Origin of the sequence: Ruminococcus sp. AM42-11 (genome assembly GCF_003480145.1) — a bacterium.
Taxonomy (GTDB): domain Bacteria; phylum Bacillota; class Clostridia; order Lachnospirales; family Lachnospiraceae; genus Blautia_A; species Blautia_A faecis.
On sequence record NZ_QUIO01000021.1, the window covers coordinates 60,783 to 79,196 of the forward strand.

General features: G+C 40.6%; 14 protein-coding genes and 3 pseudogenes. 1 reads left to right on the forward strand and 16 read right to left on the reverse strand.

Translation table 11 applies throughout. The features are described 5' to 3' along the window. Window positions 1–45: 45 nt before the first annotated feature. From DW904_RS13305 to DW904_RS13335, 6 genes and pseudogenes are all read right to left on the reverse strand, one after another. A pseudogene (locus DW904_RS13305) lies at window positions 46–207 on the reverse strand (carbohydrate kinase); the annotation flags it as partial. Then, window positions 191–1,555 carry an MFS transporter gene (locus DW904_RS13310; protein WP_118581281.1) on the reverse strand — a complete coding sequence of 455 codons (1,365 nt, stop codon included), beginning with the start codon at window positions 1,553–1,555 and terminating at the stop codon, window positions 191–193. The pseudogene DW904_RS13305 and the gene DW904_RS13310, both read right to left, overlap by 17 nt. Before the next feature lie 18 nt (window positions 1,556–1,573). Then, on the reverse strand, window positions 1,574–1,966 hold the full coding sequence (locus DW904_RS13315; RefSeq protein WP_117760520.1) for a VOC family protein: 393 nt from the start codon (window positions 1,964–1,966) through the stop codon (window positions 1,574–1,576). Between the two features lie 9 nt (window positions 1,967–1,975). Beyond that, on the reverse strand, window positions 1,976–3,004 hold the full coding sequence (locus tag DW904_RS13320) for an alcohol dehydrogenase catalytic domain-containing protein (protein ID WP_118581284.1): 1,029 nt from the start codon (window positions 3,002–3,004) through the stop codon (window positions 1,976–1,978). A 236-nt stretch (window positions 3,005–3,240) separates the two neighbouring features. Further along, complete coding sequence (gene ltrA / locus DW904_RS13325) at window positions 3,241–4,635, reverse strand: group II intron reverse transcriptase/maturase (RefSeq protein ID WP_118581287.1); 1,395 nt, start codon at window positions 4,633–4,635, stop codon at window positions 3,241–3,243. Window positions 4,636–5,269: 634 nt separating this feature from the next. After that, a complete protein-coding gene (locus DW904_RS13335; protein WP_334286017.1) occupies window positions 5,270–6,403 on the reverse strand; it encodes an ROK family transcriptional regulator in 1,134 nt (377 codons plus the stop codon). Between the two features lie 11 nt (window positions 6,404–6,414). On the opposite strand from DW904_RS13335, the pseudogene DW904_RS24025 reads away from it, so the two are divergent. Further along, a pseudogene (locus DW904_RS24025) lies at window positions 6,415–6,696 on the forward strand (plasmid segregation actin-type ATPase ParM); the annotation flags it as partial. A gap of 71 nt (window positions 6,697–6,767) precedes the next feature. On the opposite strand, the gene DW904_RS13345 reads toward DW904_RS24025, so the two are convergent. The 10 genes and pseudogenes from DW904_RS13345 to DW904_RS13390 form a co-directional block, all read right to left on the reverse strand. Beyond that, the gene (locus DW904_RS13345) at window positions 6,768–7,748 is read right to left on the reverse strand and encodes a helix-turn-helix transcriptional regulator (protein ID WP_243110417.1); all 981 of its coding nucleotides are present in this window, start codon (window positions 7,746–7,748) and stop codon (window positions 6,768–6,770) included. Continuing rightward, window positions 7,673–8,938 carry a group II intron reverse transcriptase/maturase gene (gene ltrA, locus DW904_RS13350; RefSeq protein WP_118581296.1) on the reverse strand — a complete coding sequence of 422 codons (1,266 nt, stop codon included), beginning with the start codon at window positions 8,936–8,938 and terminating at the stop codon, window positions 7,673–7,675. The genes DW904_RS13345 and ltrA (DW904_RS13350) overlap by 76 nt, the downstream gene beginning before the upstream one ends. Before the next feature lie 811 nt (window positions 8,939–9,749). After that, window positions 9,750–10,121: a TnpV protein gene (locus tag DW904_RS13355; RefSeq protein WP_118581299.1), complete on the reverse strand. Its 372-nt coding sequence runs from the start codon at window positions 10,119–10,121 to the stop codon at window positions 9,750–9,752. 133 nt (window positions 10,122–10,254) lie between these two features. Beyond that, entirely contained in the window at window positions 10,255–12,684 is a 2,430-nt protein-coding gene (locus tag DW904_RS13360) for an ABC transporter permease (protein ID WP_118581302.1), read from the reverse strand. Further along, window positions 12,681–13,355, reverse strand: coding sequence for an ABC transporter ATP-binding protein (locus tag DW904_RS13365; RefSeq protein ID WP_015520995.1), 675 nt, complete (start codon window positions 13,353–13,355; stop codon window positions 12,681–12,683). Before DW904_RS13365 ends, DW904_RS13360 begins: the two co-directional genes overlap by 4 nt. Before the next feature lie 177 nt (window positions 13,356–13,532). Next, window positions 13,533–14,798: a HAMP domain-containing sensor histidine kinase gene (locus DW904_RS13370; protein WP_118581305.1), complete on the reverse strand. Its 1,266-nt coding sequence runs from the start codon at window positions 14,796–14,798 to the stop codon at window positions 13,533–13,535. After that, window positions 14,774–15,462 (reverse strand): annotated as a pseudogene (locus DW904_RS13375) (response regulator transcription factor). Before DW904_RS13375 ends, DW904_RS13370 begins: the two are co-directional and overlap by 25 nt. A 20-nt stretch (window positions 15,463–15,482) precedes the next feature. Beyond that, window positions 15,483–15,671 (reverse strand): tRNA (uracil-5-)-methyltransferase, encoded by a 189-nt coding sequence (locus tag DW904_RS13380; RefSeq protein WP_202030777.1) that lies wholly within the window; start codon window positions 15,669–15,671, stop codon window positions 15,483–15,485. Window positions 15,672–15,751: 80 nt separating this feature from the next. Continuing rightward, a complete protein-coding gene (rlmD, locus tag DW904_RS13385) occupies window positions 15,752–17,131 on the reverse strand; it encodes a 23S rRNA (uracil(1939)-C(5))-methyltransferase RlmD (protein ID WP_118581314.1) in 1,380 nt (459 codons plus the stop codon). Between the two features lie 5 nt (window positions 17,132–17,136). Further along, the gene (locus DW904_RS13390) at window positions 17,137–18,084 is read right to left on the reverse strand and encodes an HD domain-containing protein (RefSeq protein WP_118581317.1); all 948 of its coding nucleotides are present in this window, start codon (window positions 18,082–18,084) and stop codon (window positions 17,137–17,139) included. Between the last annotated feature and the right edge of the window lie 330 nt (window positions 18,085–18,414).

The following is an 18,414-nucleotide window of genomic DNA, read 5'->3' on the forward strand; positions in this document are numbered from 1 at the left end:
CAAAAAGCTATTTCAAACAATAGGAAATATCTTAGATCTGATTGAAAAAGATGTGCGATACCCAAAGTGGCTTGCAACGGTTAGAAGATTTGCCGGAGCACCGCCGGGATTCTGTTCGAACAATTTTCTCCCATCCTGACTGTGTCCTGCTTCCGTAAAATCAATCAGCAATTCTCCCAATGCCACGATATCAACTTTTTCTTCCATTTTTCAGTTCTTCCACAATCTCGTTATAACGTTTTTTATTTAACCGGTAGAAAAATAATACAACCGCAGTCACAATCCACAGTGCACCTGGAATCGTCGTAAATGCATGTTTCATAATTGAAAGTACAATTGCATTTTGTGTCTGATTTGCAATATAACCATATTTTCCAAGTAATCCTGCTAAAAGTGCTGTTCCAACTGCCATTCCGACTTTATTTCCAAGTGAAATAAATGCATACTGAAAACCATCATTTCTAAGTCCGGTTTTCCACTCCCCATATTCCACACAGTCTGGAATAATTGCATAGATTGCGGTATTAAATCCAGAGAAAAAAAACTGTGTGAGACCAGATAATGCATAAAAAATAGCCGGTGATTCTTTGGCATTGAAGAAAAACATAGTCAACATGAAAATTCCTGTAAATAAAGCAAAGAAAGATGCTGTTCTTCCTTTGTTATTTAACTTGCGGAATAATGGTTGAAAACAGGCTGCCCCGATGATAGAAGGAATAATGATGCACATCGAATAAGTTGTGTAGTAGGAGGCATTCCCTTCCACATATGTAAAGTAATACAGAATATCTGCGTTTCTACCATACAGTGTAAATCCAAATAATATCTGTCCTGCCAATGCAAGAAGATATGGTCTGTTCTGCATGACTGCTTTCAATTGTATCTTTACAGAAATTTTTTCTTTTTCCGGAGTAAGCACTGCCTCTTTCGTCTTCGCAAAGCAGAAGAAATGACAGGCTGTAAAAATACATCCATATATGACCGCAACCGTCAGATATCCTGTCTTTGCACTATGACTGCCGAATTTGCTGAGCAGTGGAACTGTGATAATATTTATCACACCAATTGCAATCATCGCTGCAACCGAACGGGATGTATTTATTTTTGCACGTTCATCAATATCCTGTGTCATAGCACCACACAAGGTTCCATATGGAATATTCACACAGGTATACCCCAAAACCAGCAGACAATATGTAATTACCATATAAATGATCTTTCCATTCTGCGGCCAGTCGGGTCTTGCCCAGAATGTCATAACAAGAAGAATCGCTGTGATTGGTGCCGCTACTAACAGCCATGGACGGTACCGTCCCCATCTCGATTTTGTTTTATCTGTAAGTCCCCCGACGATTGGATCATTGATTGCATCCCAGAATCTTGAAAAAAGCATAAGTGCTGACACAGCCGCCATACTGATTCCGAACACGTCTGTATAAAATATCATCAGAAAATTACTGACGAACATCCAGCTGAAATTACATCCAACATCACCAAACCCATATGCAATCTTACTGATCAGCGGTACTTTTCCATTTTTGTTTTCGCTTCCCATATGTCTCTCCTATTTTTATCAGAGTTTCTGACAGAACTCTATTCTTTCCTCATTTGGTCCCTTAATCATAAAATACTTCACACCATTTTCCCAAAATGGTAGTTCTTCGATTCCGTCTGTAATAATTGTGTATTTTTCATTGCAGATTTTCTGATACATACTTTCAATGTCTTCCACATCAAGTGCAACATGTTGGTATGCACCGTCTGACATTGCCGCCTGCCCATTTTCAAAAGTCTCTATACAGTAATTTTTTATCTGTAAAAATGCCACTTTTTCCCCTGCTTTTTCATTATAAGACTGCATAATCACTTCAAATCCAAGACTCTTATAAAACTCAACTGTTTTCTGTAAATCGTTTGTCGGAAGCCCGACATGGGCAACTCCGACAATTCCATATTTATTTTCCATACGAACTCCTTACTTTTCACTGACGTTGATAATTACTTTCATCGTTGTCTCGCGGTTATCATCAATATACTGGTATGCTTTCAGATAATCTTTAAAAGCAAATGTCTTTGAGATGAGCGGTTTCAAATGAACTTTGCCCTCATTTACCAATCTGATTCCATCTATATAATCATCATGGCGGTACATCATCGTGCTCTTAATGTCAAGTTCGTGGTCATTTGCCACTGCAAGATCTACTTCTGCCATTCCTGCAAAAACAGCCACCAGTACAATCGTGCTTCCTTTTCTTGCATATTTAATTGCCTGTCCCATTGTGATATTGTTTCCGGCACAGTCGTAGATCACATCCGCCTTGTCCGGTCCAAATGCTTCGAGCATTGCCGCACTGAAGTCTTTATTTTTGGTATTCACACACACATCAATTCCACATTCTTTTGCCTTTGCCAGTCTAAGATCACTGATATCTGTGATCATCACTTTCGCTGCCCCCATTCCTTTTGCTGCCTGTGCCACGAGATTTCCAATCGGTCCTGCTCCAAGAACTGCAATATTCATGCCAGCCACATCACCTATCTGTTTTACACCATGAACTGCCACAGCAAGAGGTTCAATCATAGCGCCTTCTTCATAGGACATATCTTCTGGAATAGGTGTTACTTTAGATGCATCCACTGCAAAATACTCAGATGCTGTTCCTGTCGTCTGAAATCCCATTACTTTTAATTCCTCACAGAGATTATACTTTCCATGACGACATGGATAGCAATGTCCACAATATACCTGAGGCTCTATCGTCACCTTCTGTCCCACATGAAACTCTGTGACATTTTTTCCAAATTCTGTAATCTCACCGGAAACCTCATGTCCTTGTGTTACCGGATATTTTGTAAACGGATGTTTTCCATGATAAACATGAATATCTGATCCACAAACACCAATATTCATAATCTTTACCAAAACCTGATTTTCCTTTACCTCCGGAACCGGAACCTCTCTGAAAATAATTTCTCCTGGATTTGTCATTACCTGTTGTAACATAATTGTTTCCTCCTTTTTCATGTCGTTTTATTTTATGTTTTATAAAATGTTTTATTAAAGTAATTACATTATTACAATGTAAACACAATTTGTCAATATGTTTTTTCATATTTTTATACATTTCATAATTTTAAAATACATTTTTTGTATATTTTTCACAATTAAATCGAGTAGGAGGCGGTGACTAACCGCCGTCCTCTCACACTACCGTGCGTACCGTTCGGTACACGGCGGTTTCAATAGTTGACGTGCACAGACTGATAGGCTGTGGCTAAATCATAGAAGCCACTGTTTATCAGTCTTTCTTTTGTCATGGCTTTCTTAACTGTCGTCAGATTAGCACAATACCAGTGTCCCCTTCGACAGTTTGCCGCCATGTTCGCATAATATTCAGGGATTCCCATTTTTATCAGATTTCTCTTCTTTGTTCTGGGCAATTTCCATTGTTTCCATATACACATACGTATTCTGTGATAGAGCCATCCGTTGACGTCATCTATGTTGTTCTTCATACTTGCAATTCCGTAATAGTTAAGCCATCCCCTCGCATACACCTTGATTTTCCCAAGGCTTGGCTTGATTGACTGACATCGCTTACGGGAAGATAACTCCTTCAGTCTAGACTTAAACTTCTTCCATGACTTCGTATGAACTCGGACATAAATGCCTTTTCCGTTCCTTCCCAATGCAAAGCCAAGGAATTTAAAATTTCGGATTGCAAACACGCTGACAGTACTGCTCTTTTCTCGGTTGACTGTAAGTTTCATCCTCTCCTCAAGATATTTTGTACTGCTTTTCAAGAGTCTCTCTGATGCTCGCTTGCTCTTTGCAAGAAGCACGATGTCATCTGCATATCTTATGCATGGAACACCTCTTTTCAAGAATTCTTGGTCGAACTCATTGAGGTAGACATTTGCCAGCAACGGTGATAGATTTCCACCTTGTGGCGAGCCTTCCTCTGTGTCAATGACTACTCCGTTTTCCATTACACCGCTCTTCAGATAGCGCTTTATCAGCTGTACTACACGTTCATCTTTTACATTCTTTCGGAGAAGATTGATGAGAATTTCGTGATTAAGAGTATCGAAGTACTTTGACAAGTCAAGGACTACAGCAAATGTATAGCCTTGTTCGGCATACTCCTTAACCTTAAGTATTGCGTCTTTTGCACTTCTGTTCGGACGATAGCCATAGCTACCCTCTGCAAACAGCGGTTCATAGATTGGCACTAACTGTTGGGTTATTGCCTGTTGAAGTGTACGGTCTACCACTGTTGGTATGCCAAGCTTTCGCACACCACCATCTGGTTTGGGAATCTCAACTCGTCTTACTGGAGACGGAGTATACTTTCCACGATAAATGCGGTCGGTTATCTCTTGTTGATGTTCCTTTAGATATGGAAGAGCCTCCTCAATGGTCATGCCATCAATTCCTGGCGCTCCCTTGTTTGCCTTGACTCTCTTATACGCTCTGTTAAAGTTGTCTTTATACAGTATCGCTTCCAAAAGTCTCGGCTGTGCACTGTCTCTTTCTTTCCATATCCGATTGAATGACCTAGACGCTTTTGCATACCCTTCGTGTTCCGCACTATCTCTCTGCGAACAGCCATTGTTTTCAATGTTTTCTGCCATAGACGGTCATTCCTCCTTTCTCGGTCATACTTAAGACTCCTACTGATTCGGTTCTTCACCTCTCGGCTACTATGACCTCTGCTGACTTCTGTGCGTTCAGCATTGCTTTATGCAATGGTTACCTCTTTCAAGGCGTACCGCACAGACCTCCCTGGGTACCACACGTTTCTTCCTCTCCATCCATCTGCCTCATTTATCACGTAGGATTCCGTGTAGTTATTGGGCTTTGACTTGGGTGGCAGTCTTACCCTCATGCATAACCTTATATGAGATTTCTGTTCGTCAGACCAGAGATTTGCCCGTGGTTAGTCTGTTCCCACATCCGGCTTCCTTCAGATTCCACCTCACGATGGACACCCTTGCCTTCGGCTATATCCTTCCCACTACCGGGCGGATTCGGGACTTTAACCCGTTAGAAACGTGCGCCGCCAGGCACACCACGCAAAAAAACGGAAAGGAAACCGTAGTTACTGTTTTCTTTCCGTTTTTTACTATAATTTCTTTTTTTAATTTTACACAACTTCTCGTTTTTCACACATATAAAGCGGACATCCGCATTCGCTTTGCAACCTGTCAGTGGGAGCTGTACCGTACGGAATTTTCAGTTCAGAAAATTCCTACCTGTGAACAGTTACTACAATTCTACCATATGTTTTGTGAAAAAGTATTTCGCGGCTCCAACAGCTGACGCTTCTTTCTTATACGAACAATTTTTCAAGTATGAAACATCGTGCTCAAAGCCATTATATGCCATCACTTTTTCTCCCAGTGGTATCATATAATCTGACAATACACCTCCCACATCACCTCCTAGTATGATATCCATATCATATGCCATCCGCAGATTTGATATCAAAACAGCAAGATGATCCAGATACTCATTCCATTTCTGCAAAATTTTTTCATTACCACTTTCAATTTTTTCCATAAATGCATCCAGTGACTGCCTGTTATCTTTTGTCAGTACACTTGCAGCACAATATGCATCTGCACATCCTGATTTACCACAATAACACTTTCTTCCACCGGGAACGAGTATCATGTGACCAAACTCCCCTGCTTTCTGGTTCTGCCCTCGAAACAGCTTTCCATCTATGCAGAATGCACCTCCTAATGTGTGGTTCAAAGACAGATATATCGCATTTGGATACTTTTGCTTTTTTTCTGCAAGCATTGCAGCATTAGCATCGTTTTCAAAATATGCTGGAATTTCCAGAGCCTGCTCTAAAAAGCGCAGACTATAATTCTCTATACCTAAAGCATGGGATTTTAAAACAATCCGTTCTTTCTGATCAATAATTCCTGGAATCGCCACTCCAATCCCAAGTAGCGTGTCCTTCGCTACTTCGCCTTCCAGAAAAGTTTTGACCTTTTGTGCCACCTCTGTACAATAAGATAATTCAGCCGTAAATTTTAAACGGATGCGATCTTTTTTTATAATCTCATCTCCAAGATTTACTAATACCATTTCTATATGATTCGCTGTAATCAAAATTCCCATTGCATGACAGTATGACTTATTAATCCCTATACTTTTTGCCTTCCTTCCACCGGTTGAAGCATATTCCCCAGTTTCTTCCAACACCCTTTTTTCTAACAAGTCATTCACATTTGCTAACACAGTCGGCATACTCAAGTTTAACTCTTTTGCGATTTCTGCCTTGGATGTAACATGATTGTTTAGAACATAATTAATTATTTTTTTTCTTGTTATATTTTTTTTATCTTTATTTTCCGTTTTCTTACCCTCTTTTATTAAATATATTATAAAAGAATTATATGCTTTTTTATTCTTCTTGTAAAGTAATGTTCTATAATAAAAATTTGCTGCATTCAGAAATAGTTACTGTTCCCTCCGATTTTCGTATGCTTATCTCACAGCAAAGCAGTACCACACCGGTACAGCCTGCTGAATCAATCAATACGAAAACGGAGGTATTTTTTATGCGAGAACTCAGAAACACAAAAATCATCGCTGTAGATCATGGCTATGGCAATATGAAAACAGCAAACACCGTCACGCCAACCGGAATCAAAGCCTATGAAACAGAACCACTCTTCTGCATCATTCCATATTTCCCATGAAGAATGTTGTAACTTAGTACTATCCACAACGATAACAGGTAATTTAATTATTCGTATTTTTTCCCAATAATGTAAATCGAAACTACCATACCACCTAATATCATAATTAAGAAAATTTTATTCAAAATATCCCATAAAGCTATATTGAAACAATTGATTATTATAATACCTGCAAGAGGATATAGAACAACCGTTGCAAGTGTCCATATTTTTAAAGTTGTGCAGATGTATATCCAATTTCCATTGTTAAAAGATAAACCAACTAGATGTATTCTAAAAATTCCTTGTGAAACATAATTTATCTTATTGGCATCATAATATGTTGGTAATATGTCTTTTGCAAAGAAACAAAACCATGCACCAAATAAAAGCATTCCCCCTGTAACCAGCAATATATCCCCTTTCATCTCAGCTAACGAACTTTCAGATACAACTAACATAATAATTTCTGTAATAGATATAAAAAAACATAACAAATATGCTAATATCCAGTTTTTTCTATGCTGGTGAATAGAATCCCTAACAGCCATATCGAGAGAGCCTACCACCAATTCCTCGATTTCTTTTTTTTCAATATTTTTCTGTGTATCTATTTTTTCTCCACGTAACAATTCTGTAACGGTAACATCTAATATATCAGCTATTGGTATGAGTAATACGACATTGGGCATACTAAGACCACGTTCCCATTTGCTAACTGTTTTATCTGATACATATAATTTTTCAGCCAAATCCTTTTGAGTTAAATTCTTTTCCTTTCTTAATTCGGTTACAAATAAACCGAATTTTTCATTACTAATCTGATACATATATCCGTCGAGTAGACTTTGTCTCGACTTTTCACATCCTTTCATCATATATTGTTTTGCGATGAGAGGTTCAAGTCTCAAAAGCCCCTCACAGAACCGCACGTGCCCTATTAAGGCATACGGCTCTTCAATAAGCCATTTACCTAATAAGCACTTTTCAGATATATCTTTGGATACTCCAGTGGATGTATCTTTAGGATATTCATATATTTCTTCCACGTCAGCCAATACGTTTGGTCTCTGCGTCTCTTGCTTTTCCATAACTCCTGTCTCGCATATTTGTAATACTTTTGCAAACCTATGTAGTTCCCATAGATTCCATAGTATCTGTAATGCCCCGTCAGTTTCACATTCAACGCTTCTATGGTATCGGCTATGCTTTCGTGCATATGCTCCCATAACCATTTCTTGACTGCTTCTCTTTTCATTTTCAGCTTCTTCCTGCTTGTTCTATGCAGTACACAGTACTTGCCCCAGTGACTTGTCGCATTGTAGTGTGTAAAGCCGAGAAAGTCAAAGGATTCCTTTGTTCCCTTGTATCTGCCAAATGGTAGAATTCTGCTTTTATCCTCTGCTATTTCAAGACCGAATTTACGCAGTCTTTCTATCAGAAGCTGATGAAACCTTTGTGCTTCATTCTCGTATTGGAACAGACATACAAAATCATCTGCATAGCGTACCATGTACATTTCTCCCTTAAACTCATACTTTTTCACATAATCAAACCATGTATCTAAGGTATAGTGCAGATACACATTTGCCAGCACTGGCGAAATCAGACCGCCCTGTACTGTTCCAGCTTCTGTATCCAGTCGCTTACCATCCTCCATAACTCCCCCTATCAGAAATCTCTTGATATATCTGATGAAGTTCTTATCTGCTATGTCATGCTCAAGAAATTTTATCATCCACTCATGGTCTAGGTTATCAAAGAATCCCTTGATGTCTGCATCTAAAATGTAATTGACCTTGTCTGCCATGATGTATTTGTTTACTCTTTGAATGGCATCGTGACAACTTCTGTTTGGACGAAACCCAAATGAAAACTCCTTGAACTTAGGCTCGTAAATCGCTTCCAGTATCTCTTTAAAGACACCTTGAACGACTTTATCCTCAAATGACGGTATGCCGAGTCCTCGCATCTTGCCATTACCTTTTGGGATATAGGCTCTGCGCACGGGATATGGTTTATAGGAAAACTTCTTCATTCTGACAAGCAGACTCTCTATGTTTTTCTCTAAGTTCTCTCCGTATTGCTCCTTGGTTATTCCATCCACTCCTACTGCTTTCCCTTTGGGTTGTTTGTTGTAGGACTCTTTGAGTGTGTCACTGTTGACATATTTCATTAGCGACTGAACTCTGCCATATCTTTCTACGAGACTGGCTATTTCTGCTTTCTCTTTTTCCATAGATTTTATGCCTCCTGTGCTCTCTATGTTTTGATTGCAAAAGCAACTTATTGTCCGTCCCTTCCCTCCAGCGTCATTACTGCTTTCATCAGTACTATGGACGAATCCGACTCCTCGATGGTCTTCGTTCATACTCACCATTGCATTGGTCGATATTCCCTACTGTCTCATGTACAGACCCATCCAGGTCTCCCAGGTATGTCAAATATAACGATATCAGGTATGCCATGCTCTAGGACTCCGGTGTGTTTTCATAGTCTCGCTTTAACGACTAATCCTTGTTGGTGACCCAAGGAGGTAGCAGACCACCCCACACAATTGATATTTCTAACGAAGCTCAATCACTTCACGCTTACGCATTACGGCGTTCCTGTTCCCTGTCCTACGCTTAAACACCATTGTTTGCCTTTGGCGTTCCAAGGACTCGGTACTGGCGACTTGCTAAGTCTTACCAGACTGGATTCCCACCAGTTATATATTTGGCACCGAACTGGCGCACACCTCCTGCACACATATTATAATGAGAGTGTGCATAAATCAATCGACCAGCAGTAGAATTGCAGAATATTAGCACATAATTCATCAAATAATCTCCCCATTATGATTATTTCTATAAAGTTATATTCGAATATTTTTTAAGCCATACTATGGAATAATTAAATCGGCAACTTATAACTATGACGGAAAAAACCAGCCTTCCGAAACTTAGAAAAGATCACTTTCTATAGAATTGTAATTTGCTTCTTTGGCCCCTTATAAACACAAAAGCTGAACAAACAGGATTTTTCGTCCTACTTGTTCAGCTCTTTGTTTACCTGTAAATCAGTTCTTTTAACACAATCTCTTCTGCTGCATTCCGGATATTATTTACAGCTCCAACCCACACCATCTGATCACGAGCTTTCAATTCTTCCGTAACGCCTTGCTTCTCCATCATCTGACGCACCAGAATATCCATCCTCTCCTGTGCTTCATCGTCCACAGCATTCAGATGTTCTGTTAATCTGTCTTCCAACATATACAGAGAATACATTGCCGGACGATGCTCTTTCAGATACATTTTCCGAATCATTCCATATTTCCCATAATGCGGTTCTTCATCTGTACTGACAAGATTCGGATAGTAAATTCCGTCTGCTCCCAGTGTGTAGGTTCCACCTATTTTTTCAAATGTGCTTTTCATGTGTTATTCCTCCTTGAAATCAGCGATATTCTTAGATCATCGCAAAATATTTCAGGACAGCCTTGATAGCATACAAAATGGAAGTTATCTATTTCTCCTCTTCGTTAAGACCTAGTTCATTACATATTACTTGCTATCCCTGATACCTTATTCTTTCTACCAGCGTTTCCTTTTTCAGATTACTGCTTAAAACGAGGGAAAGCACAATCTGCAAAAGACTGACCAGCAAAATCATAGCAAGAATTGGTGTAATTGGAACATGATAGACATTCATTCCAAATATTCCATTATGCTTTGCATAGGCAAAGAGCGCATAGCCAAGTGGCAGACCAACGATAAGTGCTACACATATGGTGCCAACCGTAAAAATCAGTCCCTGTAACTGCAGGCATAAATTTAATTGTTTATTTGTCATACCCACAGCCTGTAATACACCATATTCCTGCTTCTTCGTGGTGATATTGATGATCATGGTGTTTGCCAGATTCATAAACCCAATGAGACCGACAATTGCCATGAACAGATAGCAGCCAAGCTTCATCATACGGCTTGCGTATTCTGCGGTTTGCAATTCTGCGTGATAGGTGTTCAGCTTGATATGAGAAGTATCGGAGAGCAGGTCATTCAGGCTTTGCTCTACAGATGCCACATCTTTTTTAGCACAATCCACCCACAGGTATCCATAAGATGTCCCTTTCGGATTTACAGAGCGGTATACTTCTTCCGGAATGACCAGATAAGTGTCCGCGCTTACAAAGGAGCCTGCGATTTTTCCATGATAGGTATAGGTTCCGCTTCCGTTATCAAAGTTGAATGTAATCGGTGCACCCGCAGAATACCCGTCAGCTTCCATCCACATGGACCAGCCAAAGAAAACATCCCCGTTTTTGACAGCCTGTGCATAGTCCATGGAACCGATATCGCCATCCCCGCGCATCATTTCAAAATCCTCTTGATTTACGATTGCAACCGGAAATTTTGTTCCGTTCAGATCTGCAGAGACGATTTCTCTCGTCAGTACATCCGTTACACCGGGGATGGATTTGATTTCTTTAATCAATGAATCATTCAGTGGGTTGTTCTGTAGGATTGTGTCCAGATTATTCTCCGAATAGGCTTCATCATAATTCTGGGAATAATCCAGCTGCAACTCAAATTGTCCATGGTTGATTGCAATCCGCGCCTCGTACTCCGGGTCAATATTCCCAACATAATTAGAGATAATTACAAACAATACACAGGAAAGCCCCATGGTAAGAATCGTAGCAATGGTTCTTTTCGGATTGCCTGTCACATTTGCCATTGCCATGGAGAAAACGGTGACATCTTTTCTGCCTTTTCGTCTGCCCTGTTTTTGCGTTTTGGAGCCGTCAAGATACCGTGTCGCTTCGATTGGTGAAATCCGGGAAACAATTTTCATGGGTTTGCGCAGAGCCAAAACGACCGTAAGAAACGATACAAAAATGCAGATGAGCATAATTGTTAGTGAAAACAGAGGCACCTGATGGTTCTTGATTCCGGACGATACCAGATTTCCCTGCTCCACCAGCCAGTTGAAACTGACTTTTGCAATCAGGAAACCAAACAGCAGCCCCAGCGGTATCGAAAGAACCGCCAGAAGAATGCCCTCACGAAAGATCAACTGCTTCATCTGCTTTCTGGTTGCACCCAGCGCCTTGATTTTTCCGTACTCCTGAACCTTCTGGGCGATCCCGACCTGGAAGATATTATAAATGACCACAACGGAAAACAGCACGATTCCGAGGATCAGGGTTCCACAAACCACAATCATTTCATAGCTCGGCTGCAATACCCACTGCAGGTAGAGGTCATTGATGATCACGTTTTTCTGGTCAATGCCGCAGGAATCCGCGATTTCTTTTATAACAGGCGCAACATTATTCATAGATACATTTGCAGAATCGCTCAAGGTAAAATAGATATTATATTGCCTGTCACCCTCCGCAACACGCTCATTATAAAAATCCTGCGAACCGAATACAACATAGGAAGCCTCGATGGTATATTCATCCCGGTCATATAAAATCCCACTGACAGTAAATTCCACCGGTGCGTATTCCGACTGCATGCCGGAACGGTACTCCAATGTTACGATGTCTCCGACCTTTACATCATGGTATCCCACTGCATCAAAGAAAGCGCGTCCTGCGGCAATTTCCTGCGCCTTTTCCGGATAGGTACCTTCCTTCAACACATATTCCTGATTATAGGGAAGCATTTTCCTGACCGTTTCATCCGCACTGACAAAGCCGCCATTTTCATTTCCTTTCAGGATGCCCTCCGTACACATGATGCCGATATCAGATATCTCAGCTCTGCGTTCCACTTCTTTTAATTGCGTACCATCTGCGGCGATAAACAGGCCATAATTTCTTCCATATGAGCTTGCCGCCTGACTTTTCTGCAAACGGATCATTCCATTTCCCACAGTACTGATAATCACAAGCAGCATCGTAGTCAGACATATGGACATCATAATCAGTATACTTCTTGTCTTGTTCTTTTTGTCATTGCTATATGCAATCCTGCTTATTGTCTTCATCTGAAATCCACCACCTGTCCGTCCTCAATCACCAGAATACGGTCAGCGACCTGTGCAATTTCGTCATCATGGGTAATCATTACGATTGTCTGTCCATATTTTTTTGCTGTCATCTTAAGCAGAGCGATTACCTCATCACTGGTCTTGGAATCAAGATTTCCTGTCGGCTCATCTGCAAATATAATTTCCGGACGATTCACCAGTGCTCTTGCAATTGCTACTCTCTGCTGCTGTCCTCCGGATAACTGATTTGGCAGATTGTAAATTCTCTTTTCAATCCCCAGAGTTGCAATAATATCATTTACATACGCTTCATCCACTTTTCTTCCATCCAGCCCCAGTGGCAGTACAATATTTTCCCAGACATTAACAGATGAAACCAGATTAAATGCCTGAAAAACAAATCCGATTTTTCTTCTGCGGAAAACAGCAAGGGCATCTTCCTTCATCCTGTATAAATCTTTCCCTGCTAAAGTAACACTGCCTTTTGTCGGGGTGTCTAGCCCTCCAAGCATATGAAGTAATGTACTTTTACCGGAACCTGACTTTCCAACAATTGCGACAAATTCTCCCTGCTCAATCTGAATGTCCACCTGATTGACCGCTTTGACCTGATTCTCACCTGCGCCATAAAACTTACAAAGCTGCTTGGTTTCTAATATCACACTCATGTGTTGCCTCCTTTTCAATTCTGTAAAGCGTACCTTTTCAGCACGCTTTCTTTGCCTGTTTATATATTTGGTCATTTTTCAACCTACATCCAAATTGTATCAGGATAATCTTTCATTTCACTTTCAAAAAACGAGCAGAAATCTTACAGAATTGTAAGATTTCTGCCCACTTAAAATTTAACCAACATATGGTAATTGAATCACAATCGTGCTTCCTTTTTTCTTTTTGCCGGAGGTTACCGTGATCGTACCTGCGTGTTTTTCGATAATTTCTCTCGATAGAAAAAGTCCGATTCCTGTACCACTCTTTTCCATAACCTTCCTGGAACTTCCTCTGTAAAATCGTTGAAAAATTTTGTGATACTCATTCTGCGGAATACCAATTCCCTGATCCTCAATTTCCATTCTTACAAGATCGTTTCTTTTTTGTAACCGGATAAATATTTTTGAACCATCCGGGCTGTACTTGATTGCATTATCCAAAACGTTGATCACAGCTTCACCAAGCCATCTTTTATCCTGCATAACCATGCATGTTTCCAGCTCTTTTGCATAGTCAAAAACGAATTCAATTTCTTTCTCATCCGCTTTAGGATAAGTGCGGTTCACAGCAGATATGACAGTATCCATAAGCGGAAGTTTTTTCTTATTAATCTGAATCAGTCCAGTTTCCATCTTGGATATTTCAAGAAGCGACTGCAATAATGTCTCCAGTCCATCCAGAGCACTCCGACAACGGATACGAAACTCCTCCTGTTCTGTGGCACTTAAGTCATTCTGCATCAGCACACTAAAACATGTATCCAAAGCTGCAACCGGTGTCTTTAACTGGTGAGAAATATCAGAAACCATTTCTTTCGTGTTCTCCTTTTCTGCCCTTGCTTCTTCCTTTATCAACTGAATATGATGTCCGATTGCTTCAAGCTGGTCATTCAATTTTTCCAGTTCTGCATGATTTTCCGTTTTCAGTAAATCATCAAATTTATTTTCACGGAATCTGATCAGAATTTCTTCCAACTGGTCTAAAATTTTCTGATGATACGCATCTTCTTTTTTCTTCCAATAAAATAAAAAAGTCAAAAGAAGCACGCATATCACAGTGCTTACAGCACCGGTCACCATAACCTGATGTCGGAATTGCGAATAAAATGCATTCCCTTTATTCCCCCAGTATCCATATTGCTCCAATAATCGCCTTCCCTGTTCGTTAGTTTCAATATCCTTATCCTTAAGCAATTCCGAAACAGCATCCAGCCCGGAAAATTCTTCCTTTGCAGCAATCTCTGTCATAAGATTCATTTTATATTTATAATCTTCATAAAACACATACGTGGTAAAGCAATTTAATATTGCAAACAATAATATGACAGGTAATACCAAGGAGAGCACTACTGTAATCTTCTTGCAATATCTCTTTGTCACTGCCTTACCTCCTGATTCCATATATACCCAAGACCTCTGATATTCTTTATATAGACCGGTGCAGCCGGATTGTCTTCGATTTTCTCACGGAGTCTTCTGATATTGACAGCAATTGTATTTTCATCCACAAAATCCCCTTCCAGATCAAACACATTTTCCAATATTTGTGTTTTTGAAAGAATCTGTTTCGGATTCTGAAGAAAAAAAGTCAGCATTTTCAACTCCGTTTTTGTCAGACTGATTTCACGACTCTTTATCAGGACTTTCATTTCTCCTGCGATAAATACGATATCTCCCGAAATCATCTTTCCAGCTTCCGTTTTCTCCTGTCTGCGACGGAAATATGCTTCTATTTTCAAAAGAAGTACCGAAAGACTAAACGGCTTTGTAATATAATCATCTGCCCCTGCTTCATATCCCATGACCTGATCCATCTCCTGATCTAGTGCTGTAAGACAAATAATGTATGTATTATAATTGCATCTCATCCACCTTACAAATTCCAGTCCATTCCCATCCGGAAGATTCACATCACAAATGGTAACATCCACATTATTATCACTTGCAATTCTTTTCGCTTTTTTCACTGATTCTGCTGAAAAAACCTCATATCCGGATTTTTTCAGTGAGAATGTAATTCCACGATTTAAATTTTCATCATCTTCAACACGAGTATACCTGGCATAGCATCTGCACCTCTCTTTATTAACTATTCATCTTAAAATGCTTCAATGCCTCCACAATTGCACTCTCTTTATCTTCTGGACACTGCGGTTGCCTGCTATCTTCATTTTTAGGTAAATTATAATTCTTTCCAACCTCAATTCCGCATTTTCTCTTTACCTGTGAGATATACAGATTGGAAACCTTCATGCCGGCATTATGTTCAGCCACATATTTCTTTATCTCATCATATGTAGCCTTAGTCTCTGCAGATGTTATATCATATCATCAAGTTCAATCGTGACATTAATCTAATCATCCGGCTTTTGTTTCAGTTGGGACAAAAGAACAACCGTCTCCACCGACACCGTATTCGGGAACATATCAACCGGGCAGACTTTCTTCAATTCGTAACCTCTTTCACAAAGATACTTCAAATCCCGTGCCAGAGTTGCGCTGTCGCAGCTTACGTAAACTACCCGGTCGGGCTGCATTTTGATAATGGTAGAAAGCAAGGTCTCGTCGCAGCCTTTTCTCGGCGGGTCTACTACAATCACGTCAGCACGTTCACCAGTGCGTGCAAACTGCTCTGGAAGCACTTCCTCTGCTTTTCCCACAAAAAATTCCGTATTATCAAATCCGTTCAGACATGCATTCTCTTTAGCATTCTCAATGGCTGCAGGAATGATCTCCACGCCCCTTACCATCTTTGCTTTCTGCGCAAGAAACAGGGAAATAGTTCCAATTCCACAGTAAAGATCCCACACAGTCTCATTTCCGGAAAGCTGTGCATATTCCAGTGCTTTTCCATAAAGACGCCCTGTCTGATAAGGATTTACCTGAAAAAAGGACAGCGGCGAAATCTGATAGGAAATCTCTCCGATCTTGTCTGTAATGTATGGCTGTCCCCAGAGCAGCCGCACCTTTTCCCCAAGGATCACATTATTTCTCTTCTTATTCACATTTACCATCACACTGACAGTCTCCGGAATCTGACGAAGGGATTTCACCAGAGCCTCTTCGCCAGGAAGCTTCTCCCCGTTAATGATCAGACAGACCATCATCTCGTCCGTAAAAAAGCCATATCGAATCAGCACATGGCGCACAACCCCCTTGCCAGTATTCTCATCATACGGCTGGATGTGGAACTTCTCCATATGAGCGATCACACGATCCAAAACCTCCTTATTCCGTGTTACCCCAAGAGCACAGTCCCGGTTCTCAATAATACTGTGGGTACGGCCGGCATAAAATCCGGTAATAATTCTGCCGTCTTTTGACTTTCCAACTGGAAACTGCGCTTTATTTCTATAGTGGAAAGGCTGGTCCATTCCCAGGATTTTCTCCATAGGAATATCTATAAAACCGCCAATCCGCTCCAAATGTCCCCTGACTTTGGAAGTCTTAAATTCCAGCTGCTTCTCATAAGAAAGGGCCTGCAGCTGGCAGCCTCCGCATTGTCTTGCGAACTGACACTTCGGCTCCACACGGTCAGGAGATGGGGTGATAATCTCCTCCAATCTTCCGTAACCGTAATTTTTCTTCGCTTTCATGATCTTTGCGCGGACTGTGTCTCCGATTACTGCATCTTTGACAAAAACGGTGAAGCCATCAGCCTTTCCGATACCTTCACCGTCAATTCCGCAATCTTCAATCTTTAACGTAACAATATCATTCTTACGATACTCCATAAAGATTACCATTCTCCTGTCTTTCTTAAGTTAGATTCAAATATTCTGTTAAATCCAAGCCATTCTTTCTTGCTCTTATCTGCTGCAAAAATCTCGGTAAGAGTCTCCATGCGGGCATCTGTATTATCTGCAAGATTCAAAGCAACTGCCTCTACCATAGCAGGTTTCTTAGGGGAACCGTACTCAAGTTCGCCATGATGTGCCAGAATACAATGTACCAGCTGGTTCTCCAGATCCAATGGAAAGTCCGGTATCTCCTTAATCAGATCATGAATCATCTGTGCTCCGATTATAATATGGCCCAGAAGCTGTCCCTCATCTGTATAATCATTCAGTGGAAAAGAAGAAAGTTCTCTTGTCTTTCCTACATCATGAAGAAGTGCTGCTGTGATCAGCATATCTCGCTTGATCACCGGATAAGCAGATGCCATATAATCACAAAGCCTGGCAACACTTAAAGTATGCTCCATCAGCCCGCCTATAAAGCCATGATGTACGGTTTTGGCTGCGGAATGCTCCTCGAAAGATTTTAAAAATTCTTTATCCTCTATAAACAGTTTCTTCAAAAGTGTATTCAGATAGGTATTCTTCACAGTGCCGATCATGGCAACCAGCTGGGTATACATATCATCCGTGCTGTTCTCACTTACTGGAAGATAATCTGCCGGATTGTACTCACCCTCGCCTGCTTTGCGCACACGCTTGATATTCAGCTGCATAGCTCCTGCAAAGCTGGTCACGTCTCCCATGACTTCAATGTAATCCAGTGCGTCAAAATCATCAATTCCAAGAGAATTCGGATCCCAGATCTTTCCATCCATCATTCCAGTCTTATCCTGGAGTATAATATTCTCATAAGGCTTTCCGTTCTTGGTCACAGCCGGCTGCTTCTGCTTACACAGATAAATGCCACTGATCCGGTCGCCTTCATGCAACTCATTTAAAAAACGCATAATTTCCTTCCCTTTCTAAAAAAGACACGTCCGTTTTCCCAGACATTACAATCTTTTGTATCATAACAAATATTTATGAACATTTTATGAATTTCTCCCCACTTTTTCCTTTTCAAGTCCTTGAAAATCATGTACAATAAGGTGTGCAGTAATTATTGTTTACAAATTTGCTATTTAGTGTGTTGAAAGTTGTTCAAGGCGGACGCACTCGGACAATGGTTATTGCTCACTCGCCGGCGCAACGCTCCAGCGAACTAACTGCTAACTGCGACTAAATCGTTCAGGAGAGCCTTCACGATTAAGTCTCCGTAAGCAGTGGATTTCGCCTAC